15 protein-coding genes and 2 pseudogenes are annotated in these 18,028 nt (G+C 74.6%); 8 read left to right on the top strand and 9 right to left on the bottom strand.

Going from position 1 to position 18,028, the window contains the following annotated elements; genetic code table 11:
* Positions 1-186: 186 nt before the first annotated feature.
* On the top strand, positions 187-2,415 hold the full coding sequence (locus AB0B86_RS01835) for an adenylate/guanylate cyclase domain-containing protein (protein WP_357414900.1): 2,229 nt from the start codon (positions 187-189) through the stop codon (positions 2,413-2,415).
* Positions 2,416-2,464: 49 nt separating this feature from the next.
* Here AB0B86_RS01835 and AB0B86_RS01830 read toward each other — a convergent pair whose 3' ends face one another.
* The 4 genes from AB0B86_RS01830 to AB0B86_RS01815 form a co-directional block, all read right to left on the bottom strand.
* Positions 2,465-3,280 (bottom strand): class I SAM-dependent methyltransferase, encoded by an 816-nt coding sequence (locus AB0B86_RS01830; protein ID WP_357411813.1) that lies wholly within the window; start codon positions 3,278-3,280, stop codon positions 2,465-2,467.
* Positions 3,281-3,378: 98 nt separating this feature from the next.
* Positions 3,379-3,945, bottom strand: a complete 567-nt coding sequence (locus AB0B86_RS01825; protein WP_357414898.1) for a dienelactone hydrolase family protein — start codon at positions 3,943-3,945, stop codon at positions 3,379-3,381.
* A 55-nt stretch (positions 3,946-4,000) separates the two neighbouring features.
* Positions 4,001-5,107 (bottom strand): nucleotide disphospho-sugar-binding domain-containing protein, encoded by a 1,107-nt coding sequence (locus AB0B86_RS01820; protein ID WP_357414896.1) that lies wholly within the window; start codon positions 5,105-5,107, stop codon positions 4,001-4,003.
* A gap of 302 nt (positions 5,108-5,409) precedes the next feature.
* Complete coding sequence (locus AB0B86_RS01815) at positions 5,410-5,859, bottom strand: MarR family transcriptional regulator (protein WP_357411816.1); 450 nt, start codon at positions 5,857-5,859, stop codon at positions 5,410-5,412.
* Between the two features lie 137 nt (positions 5,860-5,996).
* Between AB0B86_RS01815 and AB0B86_RS01810 the strand changes: the two genes are divergently transcribed.
* The 7 genes from AB0B86_RS01810 (at position 5,997) to AB0B86_RS01780 (ending at position 12,505) form a co-directional block, all read left to right on the top strand.
* Positions 5,997-7,217 (top strand): MFS transporter, encoded by a 1,221-nt coding sequence (locus tag AB0B86_RS01810; protein WP_357411817.1) that lies wholly within the window; start codon positions 5,997-5,999, stop codon positions 7,215-7,217.
* A gap of 141 nt (positions 7,218-7,358) precedes the next feature.
* Positions 7,359-8,117 (top strand): class I SAM-dependent methyltransferase, encoded by a 759-nt coding sequence (locus AB0B86_RS01805; RefSeq protein ID WP_357411818.1) that lies wholly within the window; start codon positions 7,359-7,361, stop codon positions 8,115-8,117.
* A 109-nt stretch (positions 8,118-8,226) separates the two neighbouring features.
* Positions 8,227-8,703 (top strand): CrcB family protein, encoded by a 477-nt coding sequence (locus tag AB0B86_RS01800; RefSeq protein ID WP_357411819.1) that lies wholly within the window; start codon positions 8,227-8,229, stop codon positions 8,701-8,703.
* Entirely contained in the window at positions 8,700-9,062 is a 363-nt protein-coding gene (crcB, locus tag AB0B86_RS01795; RefSeq protein ID WP_357411820.1) for a fluoride efflux transporter CrcB, read from the top strand. Before AB0B86_RS01800 ends, crcB begins: the two co-directional genes overlap by 4 nt.
* A 91-nt stretch (positions 9,063-9,153) precedes the next feature.
* Positions 9,154-9,678 (top strand): PadR family transcriptional regulator, encoded by a 525-nt coding sequence (locus AB0B86_RS01790; RefSeq protein ID WP_357411821.1) that lies wholly within the window; start codon positions 9,154-9,156, stop codon positions 9,676-9,678.
* Positions 9,675-10,355, top strand: a complete 681-nt coding sequence (locus AB0B86_RS01785) for an ABC transporter ATP-binding protein (RefSeq protein WP_357411822.1) — start codon at positions 9,675-9,677, stop codon at positions 10,353-10,355. The genes AB0B86_RS01790 and AB0B86_RS01785 overlap by 4 nt, the downstream gene beginning before the upstream one ends.
* Positions 10,352-12,505 carry an FtsX-like permease family protein gene (locus AB0B86_RS01780; protein WP_357414894.1) on the top strand — a complete coding sequence of 718 codons (2,154 nt, stop codon included), beginning with the start codon at positions 10,352-10,354 and terminating at the stop codon, positions 12,503-12,505. Before AB0B86_RS01785 ends, AB0B86_RS01780 begins: the two co-directional genes overlap by 4 nt.
* Before the next feature lie 3 nt (positions 12,506-12,508).
* On the opposite strand, the gene cobA is transcribed toward AB0B86_RS01780, so the two are convergent.
* From cobA to cbiE, 5 genes and pseudogenes are all read right to left on the bottom strand, one after another.
* Positions 12,509-14,134, bottom strand: coding sequence for a uroporphyrinogen-III C-methyltransferase (gene cobA / locus AB0B86_RS01775; protein ID WP_357414892.1), 1,626 nt, complete (start codon positions 14,132-14,134; stop codon positions 12,509-12,511).
* Positions 14,131-14,727 (bottom strand): precorrin-8X methylmutase, encoded by a 597-nt coding sequence (locus AB0B86_RS01770; RefSeq protein ID WP_357414890.1) that lies wholly within the window; start codon positions 14,725-14,727, stop codon positions 14,131-14,133. The genes cobA and AB0B86_RS01770 overlap by 4 nt, the downstream gene beginning before the upstream one ends.
* 29 nt (positions 14,728-14,756) lie before the next feature.
* A pseudogene (locus AB0B86_RS01765) lies at positions 14,757-14,918 on the bottom strand (4Fe-4S binding protein); the annotation flags it as partial.
* On the bottom strand, positions 14,906-16,729 hold the full coding sequence (cobJ, locus tag AB0B86_RS01760) for a precorrin-3B C(17)-methyltransferase (protein ID WP_357414888.1): 1,824 nt from the start codon (positions 16,727-16,729) through the stop codon (positions 14,906-14,908). The gene cobJ and the pseudogene AB0B86_RS01765, both read right to left, overlap by 13 nt.
* A pseudogene (cbiE, locus tag AB0B86_RS01755) lies at positions 16,711-18,024 on the bottom strand (precorrin-6y C5,15-methyltransferase (decarboxylating) subunit CbiE); the annotation flags it as partial. The pseudogene cbiE and the gene cobJ, both read right to left, overlap by 19 nt.
* Between the last annotated feature and the right edge of the window lie 4 nt (positions 18,025-18,028).

Below are 18,028 nucleotides of genomic sequence, written 5' to 3'. Positions count from 1 at the left end.
AGCCTAATCACTTGCCCCCGGCCCGTTCTATGGCCAACTGCCGGTTGTGGTACTCCTCGCGTCGACTTCGCGACTAAAGGTGGCAGGTGGCCGACATACGTCGTTCTGCAGATCCGCCGTCAGACCAGCGATGCCAGTCTCCTGAGGTCACCAGGCATCAGCGGGGAGAAGGGTTGGTGCGAAGCCATGACCACCACCGCTACCAGCATCATCGTCGGCGACGCGCGGCGGCCCGCGGGCCCGCACTGGCCCGTACCGGAGGAGAGACGCACGGTCACGGTGCTCTTCGCCGACATCGTCGGCTCGACGGCGCTGGTCAACCAACTCGACCCGGAGGACGTCCGCGCGTTGCAGCGCGTCTACTTCGACACCGTCGCCGGTGTGCTGCACCGCTGGCAGGGAGTGGTGGAGAAGTACATCGGCGACGCCGTGATGGCGCTCTTCGGCGCTCGGCACTCCGACGGTTTCGACGCGTACCGCGCGGTGCGCGCCGGACTCGAGATCCAGGCCGCGCTGGACTGCCGGCCGATGGTGGGGAACATCCGCCCCCGGGTACGCGTCGGGGTCGCCACCGGCGAGGTCATCGTCGACCTGCGCGGCGCGGTCAGCGGCGGGCACGGGGTGGCCAGCGGCGCGGTGATCACCGCCGCGGCCCGCCTACAGGAGTACGCGCCACCGGGCGCCGTCGCGCTCTGCGCGGCCACCGCGGAGGCCACCGCCGGTCTGATCACCAAGCGTCGGCTGGCGGTCGCCAGCCGCGTGTCGCCAGCGCCGGTCTGGCACGCCGTCGGGCCGGTGCGTCCCGGCATCGACAGACACGACGTCCCGCTGATCGGTCGGCGCCGCGAGTTGGCCACCATCCGAGACCAGCTGAGCCTGGCCGTCCGAGAGCAGACCCCGTGCTGGGTCTCCCTGGTCGGGCCCACCGGCAGTGGCCGCAGTCGCCTGTTGCACGAGCTGACCCGCGGACTAACCACTGTGGACGGCAGGCCGGTGCAATGGTCGGCGACGGCCTGCCAGCCGTACCCCGAGCACGTCCTGGAACCAGTCGCCGAGCTGCTCCGCGGTGTCGTCGGGGTGGGTCGCGGTGACGGACCGGCGGCGGTCCACGACCGGCTCGTCGCCGCCCTGAGCGCCCTGTTCCCACCGGCGCGGGTCGCCAGCGCGGTCCCGCTCCTGCAGCGGCTGCTCACCAACCCGGACGGCTCCGCCGCGGCGATGGCCGGCGCGGCGATCTGCCGCGACGTCCTGCTGAGCCTGGCCGCCCAGGTGCCGCTGATCGTCGCCGTGGACGACGTGGACCGGGCGGCGCCCGCGGTGAGCGCGTTTCTGCGGGCGCTGTTCGGCGCGGCGACGGCACGGGGGCTGCCACTGGCCGTGGTCACCCTGCACCAACCGCAGTGGGCCGACACCCCGCCCGGAGTGGCCCGCCCGGTGCCGATCCGACCGTTGGCCGCGGTGCAGGCCGGGCGGCTGCTGCGCCATCTGCTGACCCGGTCCGGTCAACCGCCGACCCTGGTGGACCGGCTGCTGCCGCTTGTGGGTGGGCGGCCCGGGCACGCGACGGCGTACGTGGCGTCGATAGTGGCCGGGGCGGACCCGGCGGCGCTCCCGCTGCCCGAGGCGGTGCGCCGGGCCGTCGGCGCCGAGGTGGACCAGCTCGACGGTGAGCAGCGGGCGGTGCTGATGGCCGCCGGCGTCCTCGGCGGCGTGATCTCCGGCGCGGCGCTCGACCGGGCGCTCGGCTGGGTGCCCGGCCGGTCCGCACCGGCACTGCACCGGCTGGTCGCGGCCGGACTGCTGCTCCCCCACCACGCCGACGGGTACGCGTTCGCGTCGCCCGCGCTGCGTCAGGTCGCCACCGAACGGCTGCCCCGCGCGCTGCGGGCCATCTTCACCCGCCGCAGCGCCGACACCCCACGGCAGGACACCGCCCGTCCCGACCTGCGGCGGCCGAGTCGCGCTGTCGTGAACTCCGCTGGGGCCGCCCGTGTCGGCGGCGGCGCGGCCACCCACGGCGCCGCGGTAGTGCGCCTCGAGAGCGTTCGCTCCCGGGTCGGCCTCGACACCGCCCTCGCGCCGCCGGCACCCGCCCCGCCCCGCCTGCCCACCCCGACGATGGCGACCCCGCCGGCCGCGCCGCCCCGCAGCACCAACCGGGCGCCGGACGTCCACCGGCTCCGGGCCGTCGCGCCGGCCGGTGGGGTGCCGCCGACCGCGCCGCGAACCAACCCGGGCGGTCACTGGTCCGCGGACGTCGACCAGACCCCGGTGGCGATTCGTGCGGTGCCGGCCGGGCCGGAGTCAGCCGGTCCCGGTGTGCGCACCGGTGACGGCGTGCCGCCCGATGGTTCACGCGCCGTACCCGGCCCACCGCCGGTCCGCCGGGCAGCGGGACTGGCCGCCACCGCCTGACGGTCCGCCGGCGGTCGCGGTCGGCCGGGTGGGCGCGTCGACGGCCCGGTCACGGCACGGACGCCGAGGCCAGCAGCGCCGCGGTCGGCAGTACGAGCAGGCCGTCCGGGTCGCGGTAGGCGGCGGTCAGTTCGTCGTACGCGGCCCGGATCCGGGTGACCATCTCCGGCGGCTGACGCTGCAGCACCAGACCTGGCTTGCTGATGCCGTTGGCCGGGCCACTCCACCAGGCCTCCGGGTCGGTGCGATGCGCCCAGGTGATCGTGTCGCAGCGCGCGTCGGCGAGACCGGCGGCGTCCAACAGACCCGCGAACCCGTCGGGGGTACGGGGGAAGTCCCGCTCCGCGTCCACCGACGGCACCGAGGTCGGCCGGTCGACCCCGGCGGTGTCGAACACCGTGCCCCACAACCGCTGCGCCTCCGGCGGCGGGTCGGGCCAGATCGTCACCGCGATCCGGCCTCCCGCCCGGACGACCCGTCGCAGTTCGCCTATCGCGGCAAGCGGATCACCGACATGATTGATCACGAAGTTCGCCACGGCCGCGTCGAAGTGCCCGGCGGGGAACGGCAGGTGGGGCAGGGCCGCGAGGCGGACCTCGGCGGACGGGACACGGCCGCGCACCATCTCGACCATGCTGGGTTCGGCGTCGACGGCCACGACTGTGGCGCCCCGGGCGACCGCCAGCCCGGCCACGGTCCCGGAGCCGGTGCCGGCATCGAGCACCCGCGTGCCCGCGGCGACGTGCGCGGCGTCCAGCAACGATGGCGCGGGATGGGCACAGAGGGCGGCGAGACTGTTGTCGAACGCCGCCGCGCGTCCGGCCCAGCGCGACCGTTCGTACTCGTCGAAAGCTGTCGTCGGCACTGCCCACCCCGCTCAAGATCTTGATAGTGCCGCCACGCTATCGAACGCGAGGTGTCGGGTGCTGCCCCGCGCTGCGGCGGGACGCCGCCCGCCGGCAGTCAGGTAGCGGCCAGGAAGGCGAGCACCCGCGGCCAGGTCGCCGCTGTGGCGTCCGGAGAATGCTCGGCCAGGTCGGGGTCGGTGAACAGGTGCCCCGCACCGGGATAGCGGAAGACCGTCAGGTCGGCACCGGCGCCGGTGAGCGCCTGCTGCCACTCCTCGACCTCGTCCGGTGCGTCGTACGGGTCGGGGTCGGCCAGGTGCAGCTGCACCGGCAAGCCGGGCCGGACCGCGTCCGGTGCCCCACCGGTGCCGTGCAGCAGGAGCAGACCGGCGGCGTCCGGGCGCTCGGCCAGCAGCGCCCCGGCCACCCCGGCGCCCATCGAGAAGCCGGCGAGCACCGTCTCGGGTGGCAGCTCGGCGAGCGCCGTCCGGGCCCGGTCGAGCACCACCTCCTGGCCGATCTTGTCGAGTAGCGCGAAGCCCTCCTCGACGGTGTCGGTGGCGGGTACGCCGTACAGGTCGGGGGTGCTGACCTGATGCCCGGCGGCCCGCAGCCGGTCGGCGGCGGCGCGCACGGCGGGCCGCAACCCGTACACGGAGTGGAACAGCACGACGTGTCGCATCACGTCATCCTGCCGCAGCCGACCGCACGGCCGGTGGGGCCACGCGGGGCGGCGGTCAGACCAACGCCGCCAGCCGTGCGACGAGGTCCGTCGGCGGCGGCATCGCGGCGATCTCCCGGCCGACCTGCCCGGCGGCGGTACGCAGGTCGCCGTCGTCGAGCAGACGGGTCAGCGCCGGCGCGGTGATGTCCCGGGGGCGCAGCGCCAGGCCGGCACCGCGACGGGCCACCAGTTCGGCGTTGTGCCGCCGGTCCCCGGGACCGACGGTGGCCAGCTGGGGCAGACCGGCGGTGAGAGCGCCGAAGACACTGCCCGCTCCGCCGTGGTGGACCAGCGCCGCGCTCGCCGGCAATGCCGCGTCGAGTGGGATCCAGTCGACCACCCGCACGTTGCCGGGCAGCGAGCGAGCCGACCGCTGGTCCGGTCGGACCAGCACGATCTCGGCGTCCACCTGCGCGGCAGCCGCCACCACGGCGGGCATCGGCCCCCGGTCACCGGGGCCGGTCAGGGTGCTGCGGGTGACCAGGATCCGGGGCCGCTCACCGGGTTCGCGCAGCCAGGCCGGCAGCTCACCGCCGCCGACGTAGGAGTCGTACCGCATCGGCCAACCGCTCTGCGTGGCGACGCTGGGCGGGGCCACGGCGAGGGCGGCGGCGGGTGGCGGCAGCTCGGTCAGACCGTGTCGGCGCAGGGCGGCGCCGAGCCGGGCGGTGGTGGCGCGGACCAGGTCGCGGCCGTCGAAGAGGGCGTTCTCCTGGCGTACGGCCGGCACGTCGAGGCGCGCGGCGGCCACCGCGCCGGCGACCGCGAACGGCTCGTGCAGCACCAGGTCGGGCCGCCACCGGGCGGCCAGCGCGACCACCGGGTCGGTGAGCTGGTCGTTGAGCGCGCCGAAGAGCAGGCCGGCGCCCCGGGTGCCGGCGGTGCCGGCCATCTCGGCGCGTGCGATCAGCGGATGGCGAGGGAAGACCCTCAGGGCGATCCGGCCGAAGTCGAAGCCCGGTGCGATGTCGTGTACGGGCAACCCGGCGTCGGCGGCGGTCAGACCATCGCCGCCGGTGGCCAGCAGCACGTCGTGGCCGGCGTCGCGCAGCGCGACCGCGAGCGGCACCAGCGGGAAGACATGACCGACCAGCGGGGCGGAGACCACCAGCACGCGCATGGCCCGAATCCTAGGTCCGCAGCGGCGTCGGGGCAGGCCCCCAGGACGCGCACCCACCGGTCCCCAGGACGCCCACCCCACCGGGACCAGCGCACCTGCCCCAGATCTGGGGCAGCTCTACAGGAGACGAAACAGGGTCGCCGGTCGCCGGTCGCCGATGCGGCGCATCTTGCCCATCGACCGCTCCACCTCGTCCGGGCGGGAACGCCGCCGCTCCACCCGCACGGTACGCACTGAAAGTGCGGCGACAGCTGCGGAGTCCGCAGGCCGTACGCCCGCCGGCGTCGAGGCTGACGGGGCGGTCAGCGGGCGGCCGGCAGCCGGTGCAGGGCGTCGACGAGTGGGGCCAACTCGGGGGTGGCCTCGGCCTCGGCCAGCGCCGCGGTGAGCACCCGGTCGTGGGTGGGGCGGGTCTGGGCGAGCAGGTCGGAGCCGGCCGGGGTCAACTCGGTGTAGATGCCGCGCCGGTCGTCGGCGCAGAGGATGCGGGTGAGCAGGCCGCGCTGCTCCAGCCGGGTGACCAGGCGGGTGGTGGCGCTGCCGGAGAGCGCGGCGGCGCGGGCGAGCTGGCTCATCCGCATGTGCCAGCCGTCCTGCCGCGAGAGTGCGTCGAGCACCGTGTATTCGACGACGGACAGGTCGTGGTCGGCCTGCAAGGCCCGTTCCAGGGACGTCTCGATCAACCCGTGCAGGGCGGCGAGGGTGCGCCAGCCCTGCGCGCGGATCTCGACCGCGTCGTCGGCGATGCCCATGCCGGCCCTCCTCGGGGGTGATCTCGACGACCCCAGGCTAGCACGCTTGCGCCGATATCCGGCGTGTGCAAGTATTTCGTTGCCGGCGCGGGTAGTTGCACGCGCCGCATATCTGCCCCCTCCCCGATGGGAAGACCATGTCCGTACCCCACAGGTCCCTGCCGCCCGGCCTGATCGCGCTGGCGATCGGCGCCTTCGGCATCGGGCTCACCGAGTTCGTGATCATGGGGCTGCTGCCCGAGGTGGCCGCCGACTTCGCGGTCACCGAACCGGTCGCCGGCTGGCTGATCTCCGGCTACGCGCTGAGCGTGGCCGTCGGCGGGATCGCCCTCACCGCGGCCGTCACCCGGCTGCCGCGCAAGCCGGTGCTCCTGGGCCTGATGGTGCTCTTCATCATCGGCAACCTGCTCTCCGCTGTCGCCGGCGACTACGCCGTGATGATGGCCGGGCGGATCGTCGCCGCGCTCTGCCACGGCGCGTTCTTCGGCATCGGCGCCGTGGTCGCCGCCGGCCTCGTGGCACCGGCCCGCCGGGCCGGCGCGATCGCGATGATGTTCGCCGGCCTGACCATCGCGAACGTGCTCGGCGTCCCCTTCGGCACCTTCCTCGGGCAGCACTTCGGCTGGCGGTCGACGTTCTGGGCGATCACCGCCATCGGGGTGGTCGCGCTGATCGGGCTGGCCCTGCTCATTCCGGCCGGCGACAGCACGAACGCCGACCGGCCCGCCGGTGGCCTACGCGGCGAGTTGCGCGCCTTCACCCACTCGCAGGTCTGGCTGTCGCTGGTGATCACCGTGCTCGGCTTCGGCGGCATGTTCGGCGCCTTCACCTACATCGCCTACACGCTCACCGAGGTCAGCGGCTTCGCCAGCAGCACCGTGCCGTGGCTGCTCGTCCTGTTCGGCGCGGGGCTCTTCGCCGGCAACCTGCTCGGCGGCCGGGCCGCGGACAGGTCACTGTCGCGCACCCTGGTCACCGTGCTGGCGGTGCTCACCGTGGTGCTCGTCGGGTTCGCGCTCACCGCGTCGAACCCGGTGCTGACCGTCATCTCGCTGGTACTGATGGGCGGGTTCGGGTTCGCCACCGTCCCGCCGCTGCAGATGCGGATCATGCACTACGCCAGCCAGGCGCCGACCCTGGCGTCCGGGGCGAACATCGCGGCGTTCAACCTCGGCAACGCGCTGGGCGCCTGGATCGGCGGGGTGACGATCGCCGCCGGACTCGGCTACACCTCGCCGATCTGGGCCGGGGCGGCGCTCACCTTGGCAGGGCTGGGCGTCCTGCTGGGTGCGTTGCGCCTGGCCCGTCGCAGCGAGCCGACCGAGACCGACGCGGCCCTGGTGAAAGCGGCGGTCTGAGCCGTCGACAGGAGAACGCCGGGTCAGGCTGGTGCCCGACCCGGCGTCACTCTGATCATCGCTCTGCCATCATCCCGCAGTTGCAAACTATGTGCAACAAGGTCTGGACAACGCGGTCGCAACGTAACTAGCCTTCCTGACATGAGTCCTTACATTGTGGATCCCTGGGCCTGGCAGGAGAGCTGGGACCGTCAGCAGGAGGCCTACCTCCCGGACCGGGAACACCGGTTCACCGCCATGCTCGACACCGTCGACGCGGTCCTCGACGGCCGGCCGCCGCGGGTGCTCGACCTGGCCGGCGGCACCGGCAGCATCTCGCTGCGGACCCTCGCCCGCTTCCCCGCCGCGGAGCCGACACTTGTCGACCTCGACCCGGCGCTGCTCGCCATCGCCGCCGCCTCGCTGGCCGAACGGGCCACCATCGTCACGGCCGACCTCGGCACCCCCGAGTGGCGCTCCACGCTCCCCCACCAGGAGTACGACGCCGTGCTCACCGCCACCGCCCTGCACTGGCTGCCGGCCGACCGGCTCGGGCAGCTCTACGCCGAACTGCGCGACGTGCTGCGACCGGGCGGCGTCTTCGTCAACGCCGACCACATGCCCGACGACACCCTGCCGGAGCTGACCAAGCGGCTGATGGACCGGGCCCGGGACCGACGCAACGCCCGGTACGCCGCCGGCTCGACGCTGTCCTGGTCGGACTGGTGGGAGCGGGCCGGCGCCGACCCGACGCTCGCCCCGCTGGTCGCCCAACGACACGCGATCTACCCGACCGGGCACAGCCCCGAATGGAACCCGCCGGTCTCCTGGCACCTGGCCGCGCTCACCGCGGCCGGCTTCAGCGAGGTCGGCACGGTCTGGCGAGGGGGCCCGGACGCCGTTGTCGCGGCAGTGCGGTGACGCCACCCGCGCCGGAAGGTGACCGCCGCGCCCTCAGCGGGGGCTGACGAACGCCACCCTCGCGGGGAGGTGAGCGACGCCGCTGTCGCCCGCACTACGCTGACAACCCGTGGCAGAGCCGTTGGACCCGCGTACCGACCCCGACGTCGACCTGCGGGTCTCGGCCGACCGGGGCGAGCTGGCCGCGCGCCCCGCGACGACGCTCGCCGCCATCGCGGCCGGCGGGGTGCTCGGCGCGCTGGCCCGGGCCGGCCTGCAACACGCCGTACCGCACCCGCCGACGGGGTTCGCCTGGGCGACGTTCGGTGTCAACACGTCCGGGTGTCTGCTGATCGGCGTACTGATGGCCGTGCTCGGGCACCTCGGCGGCGGGCACCCCCTGGCTCGCCCGTTCCTCGGGGTCGGGGTACTCGGCGGGTTCACCACCTTCTCCACCTACGCTGTCGATGTCCAGCAGACGATCGTCGCTGGCGTTCCGGGTACCGCGCTGGCCTACCTCGCCGCCACGCTCCTCGGGGCGCTCGTCGCGGTCTGGCTGGGCGACGCCGCCACCGCCCGACTGCTGCGACGCGGGGCGACCCGATGACAGTCCTGCTCATCGCCCTGGGCGCGGCCGTCGGCGCGCCGCTGCGCTACCTCACCGACCGGGCCGTGCAGTCCCGGCACGACTCGGCGTTTCCCTGGGGCACGCTGACCGTCAACGTGGTCGGGTCCCTGCTGCTCGGCGCGCTGGTCGGATGGCCGGTCGGTCCGGCGGTGACGGCGGCGCTCGGCACCGGGTTCTGCGGCGCGCTTACCACCTACTCCACCTTCAGCTACGAGACGCTGCGGCTCGCCCGGGGCGGCGATCAAGGCCTCGCGATCGTCTACGTGCTGGGCAGTGTGGCCGCCGGGCTCGCCGCAGCCACCGCCGGCTACGCCGTGGCCCGCGCCCTGACCGGCTGACCTCCGACCACAGTGCTGCCCCGACCAGGGGTCCAACGAGAACACCCCGAATGTATATACGCGAGGTATACCCTCGGTGTAGTCTCCTCCCATGAGCGTGCCACTGACCCTTCTCGGCCTCCTCGAACGGGAGCCCAGCCACGGTTACGACCTGAAGCGCGACTACGACGCCTTCTTCGGCCGGGGCAAGCCACTGCCGTTCGGCCAGGTCTACTCCACCCTCAGCCGCCTGGCCCGCGACGGCAAGGTGGTGATCAGCGACGTCGCCCCCGGCTCCGGCCCCGACCGCAAGCGCTACGTCATCACCGATGTCGGCGCGACAGAGGTCGAGCAGTGGCTCACCCAGCCGGTCGACCCGGAGCCGCACCTGCAGACGGTGCTGTTCGCGAAGGTCGTGCTCGCGCTGATGCTCGACCGTCCCGCCGCCGACTACCTCGACACCCAGCGCAGCGCGCACCTGCACCGGATGCGCGAGCTGACCGAGATCAAGCGCGCCGGCAGCCTTGTCGACGCGCTGCTCGCCGACCACGGCCTGTACCACCTGGAGGCGGACCTGCGATGGATCGAGATGACCAGCGCCCGCCTGGACGCCCTGCGCAAGGAGGTACGGCGATGAGCGTCATGATCGAGGCCCGCGACGTGACGTTCGCCTTCGGCCAGACCCCCGCCCTGCGGGGAGCCAGCCTCGCCGTGGACGCGGGCGAGATCCTCGCCGTCATGGGCCCCAGCGGCTCGGGCAAGTCGACCCTGCTGCACTGCCTGGCCGGCATCCTGGTGCCCGACTCCGGCGAGATCCTCTTCGACGGAGCCACGGTCCACACCATGGCCGAGACCGAACGCAGCAGCCTGCGCCGGGACCGGTTCGGGTTCGTGTTCCAGTTCGGCCAGCTCGTCCCCGAGCTGACCGCCGTGGAGAACGTCGCCCTGCCCCTGCTGCTCAGCGGCGTACACCGCAGGCAGGCGCTGCCCAAGGCGGGCGCCTGGTTCGCGCGCCTCGGACTGGACGGCCTGGAACAGCGCCGATCGGGTGAGTTGTCCGGCGGGCAGGCGCAACGCGTCGCTCTGGCCCGGGGCCTGGTCGCCGAGCCGCAGGTGCTCTTCGCCGACGAACCGACCGGCGCGCTCGACTCGCTCACCGGCGAGCACGTCATGGACCTGCTGGTCAGCGCGGCCCGCGAGCAGGGCACCACTGTCATCCTGGTGACCCACGAGGCCAGGATCGCCGCGTACGCCGACCGTGAGGTCATGGTGCGCGACGGGCGCGTCAACGCGCCGGACCGGATCGCCTCATGATCCGCTTCGGGCTCCGCCTCGCCCTGGCCGGCGGCCGGGAGGCACTCACCCGCCTGCTCGTCATCGCCGCCGCCGTCGCGATCGGCAGCGGGCTGCTGTTGACCACCCTGGCCGGGGTCAACGCGGTCGACGCCCAGCTCACCCGGTACGCCTCGATGTATCCCAACGCCTCGGCCGGCGACGTCGACCCGCTGTGGTGGTCGACCCGTCAGGACTACTTCCGCGGCAAGCAGATCATCCGCATCGACGTCGCCGCGACCGGTCCGACGTCGCCCACCCCGGTCGGCGTCCCGCGCGTTCCGGCAGCCGGGGAGTATTTCGCCTCGCCCGCGCTCCGCGAGTTGCTGGCCGCACGGCCAACCGCCGAGTTGGGCGACCGCTACCCGGGGCGTGGCCTCGGCACTGTCGGTCCGGCCGCGCTGACCTCGCCGGACACCCTGCTGATCATCGTGGGCGGCACCCCCGACCAGGTCGCCGCGCTGCCCGCCGCCAAGAAGGTCACCAGCGTCGGCGACACCCCCGCCCTCCCCGAGACCACCGTGAACCTGATCCTGGGCGTGGTCGCCGGCGGGCTGCTGTTCCCGGTGCTGATCTTCATCGGCACCGCCACCCGGCTCAGCGCCGCCCGCCGGGAGCAGCGCTTCGCCGCGATGCGCCTGGTGGGCGCGACACCCCGGCAGATCTCGACGGTCGCCGCGGTGGAGGCGGCGGCCGCCGCCGTCGCCGGCACCGCCGTCGGCTTCGGCCTGTTCTACGCCTTCCGCGAGCCGCTCGCGGGCATCCCGTTCACCGGCATGCCGTTCTTCCCCGGCGACATGTCCCTGGGCCTGCTGAACGTCCTGCTCGTGGCGCTCGGCGTCCCGGCCGGCGCGGCGCTGGCCGCCCAGATCTCGCTGCGCCGGGTCCGGATCTCGCCGCTGGGCGTCACCCGGCGGGTCACCCCCCGCGCGCCGCGCGCGTACCGGTTGATCCCGATGGTGCTCGGCGTCGCCGTGCTGGTGTTCGCCCTCGGATACCGGCCCGAGACGTCCGACGGCCAGACCGCGATCTTCCTGCCCGGCCTGCTGCTCATCATGGCCGGTCTCGTCTTCGCCGGCCCGTGGTTGACGATGGTGGGCGCCCGGGTGATGGCCCGATACGCCAACCGTCCGGCCACGCTCATCGCCGCGCGGCGGCTCGCCGACAACCCGAAGGCCGGCTTCCGGGCGATCAGCGGCATCATGCTCGCGCTGTTCGTGACCAGTGTCGCCGTCGGCGTGATCACCACGATCGTCGACGAACGCGGCCCGGCCCCGATCGGCTCGACCGACGCGGGCACTGTGAACACCGTCTTCGACGAGAAGGCGTCATCGGTGCCCGACACGCTCTTCGCCGACCTGCACGCGATCACCGGCGTGCGGTCCGCGACCGCCATCCGGGAAGCCCCGGACATCAACACCGGCGGCGAGGGCGGGGTGATCGCGTGCGCCGACCTGCCGAGCGCGTACGGCAGGTGCGCCGAGGGCGCGAGCGTCATCGAGGTGCCGATGGGCCTGAGCCGCTGGCGGGAGTCGGCGTCGCCCGCGACGGTCTGGCCCGCCGCGTCGCTCACCCTCGACGGGCTGCAGCGGTTGCCGGTGAGCTCGGTCGTCGTGGGCACGGACGGCTCGGCTGCCGCTATCGAGCGCGTCCGCACAGTGCTGGAGGTCGCCTTCCCGACCTTCTGGGTGGGGCCGAACGTGCCCGGCGACTTCGAGTCGGACTTCGCCGACACGCTGCGCGGCTGGGAACAACTGGCCAACGTCATCATCATCGCCAGCCTCGCGCTCGGCGGGTGCAGCCTCGCGGTAAGCGTCATCGGCGGTTTGACCGAACGCCGTCGCCCGTTCAGCCTGCTGCGCCTCAGCGGCGCTCCGGTGCGGGTGCTGCGTCGGGTGGTGGCGCTGGAGAGTGCCGTACCGATGCTCGCCGTCGCCGCCGTCGCCATCGGGATGGGCCTGCTCGCCGCGCATCTGTTCCTGCGGGCGCAGATGCACTACACGCTCATCGCGCCCCAGCCGCGCTTCTACGTGATCGTCGTGGTCGGACTGGTCGCCTGCCTCGGCGTCATCGCCTCCACGATGCCGCTGCTGGAACGCGTCACCGGGCCGGAGACCGCCCGCAGCGAATAGCCGTCAGGCGCTCGGCCCGGTGGCCGCGAGAGCGACCACCGGGCCGAGCACGAAGACGGCGGGCGGACCGATGCCCTCCCGGGCGGCGACCGCGCCGATCTCGTCCAACCGGGCGGGCACGGACCGCTGGCCGGGCAGCCCCGCGTCCTGCACCGCGAGCACCGGGGTCTGCGGGGCCCGACCGTGCTCGATCAGCACTGACGCGATCTTCGCGATGGTGTCCACGGCCATCAGCAACACGACGGTGCCCCGGGCGCGGGCCAGCGCCGCCCAGTCGACGAGCGAGTCGGGGTGCCCGGGCGGCAGGTGCCCGGACACGACTGTGACATCGTGCGCCACGCCCCGGTGGGTGACCGGCACGCCGGCCAGGGCCGGTGCGGCGAGCGCACTGCTCACCCCGGGCACCACCGTCACCGGCACGCCGGCCGCCGTACAGGCCTGCACCTCCTCGTGGCCGCGCCCGAAGACGTACGGGTCACCGCCCTTGAGCCGGACCACCCGGCGACCGGCTCTGGCGTGTGACACCAGGGCCGCGTTGATCGTCTCCTGGGCCATCGACGGGCCACGGGGCACCTTGCCGGCGTCGATGACCAGCACGTCGGGGCGCAGCCCGGCGAGCAGCCCTTGCGGGGCCAACCTGCCGACCACGACGACGTCCGCGGCGTCGAGCAGCGTCTTCCCGCGTAGCGTGATCAGGTCGTCGGGGCCCGGCCCGCCACCGACCACCGCTACCGACCCGTGGTCGTGCTGGTGGGAATGGGCGTGGTGATGGTGGTGGCCGACCGGGTCGTCGGGGTGGTCGTGCGGGCGTTGCGGGCGACCGACCTTGTCGGCGAAGCCGGGCATCAGCACCCGGTACGCGCAGGTGTCGCAGTTCATCCGGATGTCCCCGGCCAGCGCCTCGGCGTGGCGTTCGCGCACCAGATCCGCGAGGGCGTCACAGTCGCCGATCACCTCGGCGACCCGCACGTCCAGGTCCGGGTGGGCGGCGGCGAACTCCGCCGACTGGGCGACGATCCGGTCCGGCAGCACCCCGGCGAACAGGAAGTACGGCGCGACGACGATCCGCCGCGCGCCGAGCCGGCGCAGCCGCTCCAGCACGTCCGGCACCGACGGAGACGCGAGGGAGATGAACGCCGGCTCGACGCCTGCGTAGCCGCGCCCCTCCCAGAGCAGCCGGGCGACCTTGGCGACCTCGGCGTTGGCGTCCGGGTCGGTGGAGCCCCGCCCGATCAACGCCACCCACGTGCCGGCCCGGTCGGCGCCCGCCAGTGCGGCGTCGACACGCTCTTCGAGGGCGGTGTGCAGCAGCGGGTGTGGGCCGAGCGGGCGACCGTAGCGGTAGCTCAGCCCGGGGTGCCGTTCCTGCTCCCGGGCCATCGCGGCGGGGATGTCGCCCTTGCCGTGTCCGGCGCCGGTGAGGACCAGTGGCAACGCCACCAGCGCGCGGTGTCCGCGGGCGACGAGCGCGCCGACCGCGTCGGTAAGCGGTGGGCGGGACAGCTCGATGAAGCCGCCCTCGACGTCCCCGATGTCACCGCGACGACGGACCCGCTCGACCAGTGCGGCGAACTGGTCGACACCGGCCGCGCTGCGCGTACCGTGCCCGACGATGACCAACCCGGTCATGACTTCTCCTCGCTGTAGAGCAGGGCGTTGAGGGCGGCGGCGGCGACCGCCGAACCGCCCTTCTCGCCCACGTTCGACACGGCGGGCAGGCCGCTGGCCCGCAGCGCCGCCTTCGACTCGGCGGCGCCCACGAAGCCGACCGGCAGACCTATGACGAGGGCCGGTGCGGCGTCCACTGTGAGCAGTTCAATCAGCGCGGTCGGCGCGCAGCCGACCACCCAGACCGCGCCCGGGCCGACCCGGGCCAGGGCGATCCGCACGGCCGCCGCCGAGCGGGTGATCCCCGCCGAGCGGCCCAGTTCGGCGGCGGCCGGGTCGGCGACCGGACAGACCAACTCCAGGCCGGCCCGGGTGATCCCGGCGGCCACCATCGCCACGTCCGTGACCACCGGCGCCCCGGCGCGCAGCGCGGCCAGCCCCGACTCCAGGGCGGCCTCGTCGCAGACCAGGTCGTCGACGTACGCGAGGTCGGCGCTGGCGTGCACCACCCGTTCGGTCACCGCCCGGGTCAGCGGCGGCAGGTGCGACAGGTCGACGCGCTCGCGCAGGATGCGGTACGACTCGACCTCGATCGGATGCACCACCCGGCTCATCGGGCTCCCTCACCAGTGTCGGAAACGACGCGGATCGCGTCGACCGGGCAGATCTCCAGGCACTCCAGGCAGCCGGTGCACCGGTCGGCGCGTACCGTCAGGCCGCCGGCGACCGGCCGGATCGCGTGCGTGGGGCAGGTCAACAGGCAGGCGCCGCAGCCCTGGCAGGCGCCGATTGTCACGACCGCCACCGGTACCCCCGGGGTGTGACCATCCGGCCGGCGACCACCCGGGTGTCGCTGTTGCCGACCACCACGACGCTGTACATGTCGACAACCGTCGGGTCGAGGGTGGCAAGCGTCGCCACGTGCACCCACTCGCCGGGGCGGCTGGCGTTGCGCACCACCCCGACCGGGGTGTCCGGTGGCCGGTGCGCGGCGAGGATGCCGAGCGCCTTGCCGAGCTGCCAGTCCCGGGCCCGGCTGCGCGGGTTGTAGAACAGCGTCACGAAGTCACCCTCGGCGGCTGCTGTCACCCGCCGCTCGATGACCTCCCACGGCGTGTGCAGATCGGACAGGCTCACGTAGGCGTGGTCGTGGCCGAGCGGCGCACCGAGCAGCGCCCCGGCCGCGAGGGCGGCGGTCACCCCGGGCACACCCACCACGTCGATCCGCTCGTCGGCGTACTCCAGGGCGGGGCTGGCCATCGCGTACACCCCGGCGTCGCCGGACCCGACCAGCGCGACCGCCCGGCCGGCGACGGCCTCGGCGACGGCGGCGCGGGCCCGGGCCTCCTCCGCGCCCAGCCCGCTGGCGAGCACCCGGCTGCCCGGCCGCAGCACGTCCCGCACCTGGTCGAGGTACTGGTCCAGGCCGACCACCACGGCGGCCCGCCGCAGCTCGGCCACCGCGCGCGGGGTGCGCAGGTCGGCCGCGCCCGGCCCGAGCCCGACCACGGCGAGCCGGCCGCGCGGAGCGTGCCGGGCCACCGCCACTGTGGCCATCGCCGTCGCGGTCTTGCCGACAAGCAGCGTGGCGTCGCCGGGCCGGCCGTCCGGGCCGAGCAGCGCCGCGGCCTCCGCGACGCTCGGCGTGCCGACCGCGGCGCGGACCACCTCGCTGGGATGCGGCACGTCGACAGCCGCCAGCCGCGTCGCCGGCCAGGTCACCAGGGGTACGCCGAGCGCGTCGGCGGTGCTGCGGATGCCCGCCTCGTCGGCCTTGATGTCGGCGGTGGCCAGACAGCGCAGGCTCGCCGGGTCGAGCCCGGCCTCGGCGAGCACCCGGTGCAGCAGCTCCGCCACCTCGGCGGCCGGTACGCCCCGACTCGCCCCCACCCCGGCGACAAGCGACGGTGGGCGCAGCACTGCGGTCCGACCGTCAAGCGGCACCACCCGGTCGGTGACAAACAGCCGGTAACCGCTGCCCTGCTCGGCGCCGCTGTCGGACTCGGCGGCGGACTCGGCGCCGGTGTCGGCGGACGCGGCACCGGTGTCGGCGGACGCGGCACCGGTGCCGGCGGCGGACGCGGCGACAACCGGCCGGGGCTGAACGTTCGGCGGCAGGGCGGGCAGCGGCCACTGGGCGTCGGCGATCACCTGGACCGGCTCACCGTCCAGGATGGCCCGGGACACCGCGGCGACCGCGCCCCGCACGGGCCAGCCGAGGGTGTCCAGCCCCGGCAGGCCGACAGTGTCGGTGGCGGTGGTGATCACCGGTCGGGCGTCCAGCAGGGCGCCGACCTGCTCGGCGAGGTCGTTGCCGCCGGTGTGCCCGCCGAGCAGCGCCACGGCGTGCCGGGCCGCCTCGTCGACGACGACCACCGCCGGGTCGCTGCGCTTGTCGGCGAGCAGTGGCGCGAGGACGCGTACCACGGCCCCGGTGGCCAGGAACGCGACGACCGCGTCGCACTGCGCCCAGGCGGTCCGCAGCGCGTCGGTGACGCTCTCCCCCGCCACCAGCCGCGCGTGCGGCCAGGCGGCGGCGACGGTCTGCGCGTGTCGCCGGCCGGCGGCGGTGGCCGCCACCAGGCCGATGCGGGAGGTCACGGTCGGGTCAGGCACTGGCGCTCCCCGGTGAGGACGACCACCGGGTTGGTGGCCGCGAGGCGGATCGACCCACCGGGCAGGTCGGCGAGGCGGGCGGCGCTGAGCTGACTGCCCTCGACTGTGTAGCCGGCAGCGCGCAGCAGATTCACGGCCGGCGCTACCCGGTCCAGGGCGGCCAGGGTGAGCACCACGCGCTCGGGTTGGCGGGCCACCACTGCGGCGAGCACGTCGGCCCCGCCGCCGCCGACGAATACCGCGTCCGGCTCGGGCAGGCCGGCCAGCACCTGTGGGGCTCGGCCGGTGACGAGCCGGACGTGCACCGCGTGCGCTGTGGCGTTGGCCCGGATGGTCGCGCCGGCCCCGGGGTCCTGTTCGACGGCGAGCACTGCCGCGCCGAGCAGCGCGCACTCGATGCCGACCGAGCCGCTGCCCGCGCCGACGTCCCAGATCAGCCGGCCCAGGCGGGGGCGCAGCCGGGCGACGACGAGGGCACGCACCTCCGACTTTGTGATCATGGAGTCGCGGTGGGCGTACCGGCTCTCCGACAACGCCCAGCCCTCTGCCGGGGCGGCGGCCGGCTGGTTGTCCGCGCGCATCCCACCCGGCCCGAACCGATCACGGGCGGACCCGGCCGGATCGGGCGCGGCGTCGGCCGGGTCGGGCGCGGCGTCGGCCAGGTCGGGCGCGGCGTCGGCCGGATCGGACGCGGCGAGGCTGAGCAGGACGTGCGGGTCGGCCCAGGTTTCGGTGGCGGCCCGCTCGGGGGTCACCGCGCGGATCCGTTCGGCGTCGGTGCCCAGGTGCTCGGCGACAAGCAGGCGGCGGGACCAGCCGATCAGACCCTCGCCCAGCTCGGCGGCGCCGGCGCCGGGCGCGGTGAGGACCGCGACGAGCGGCAGCGCCCGGCACGCGTTCAGCGCCGGTCGGGGATCGCGGCCGTGCGCGGTGACCACTGCGGCACCGTCCCAGGGCAGACCGGCGCTGGCGAACGCGGCGGCCACACTGGACACCGCCGGCACCACCCGCAGCGGCAGTCCGGCCGCGCGCAGCCGCCGGACGATGCCGAACAGGCCGGGGTCCCCGCTGGCCAGCACCACGGCCGGCACCCCGGCGGCGACGGCGGCGGCCAACCGGTGCAGGGCGGGAGCGAGCGGCCCGAGGGCGACCGTCTGCGCGCCGGCCGGTACGGGCACCGCGGCCAGGTGCCGGGCGGCCCCGACGACCAGCCCGGCGGCGGCCAGCACCGGCGCGAGCGCGGGATGCGGCGGTGCCCCGGCGGCGTCCAGGCCGACCACTGTGACGCCGGCCGGCCGG

This window comes from Micromonospora sp. NPDC049047, assembly GCF_040649135.1.
Classification (GTDB): Bacteria; Actinomycetota; Actinomycetes; order Mycobacteriales; family Micromonosporaceae; genus Micromonospora.
Note: the sequence above shows the minus strand (reverse complement) of the source record. Positions and strands in the feature narration are given on the sequence as shown.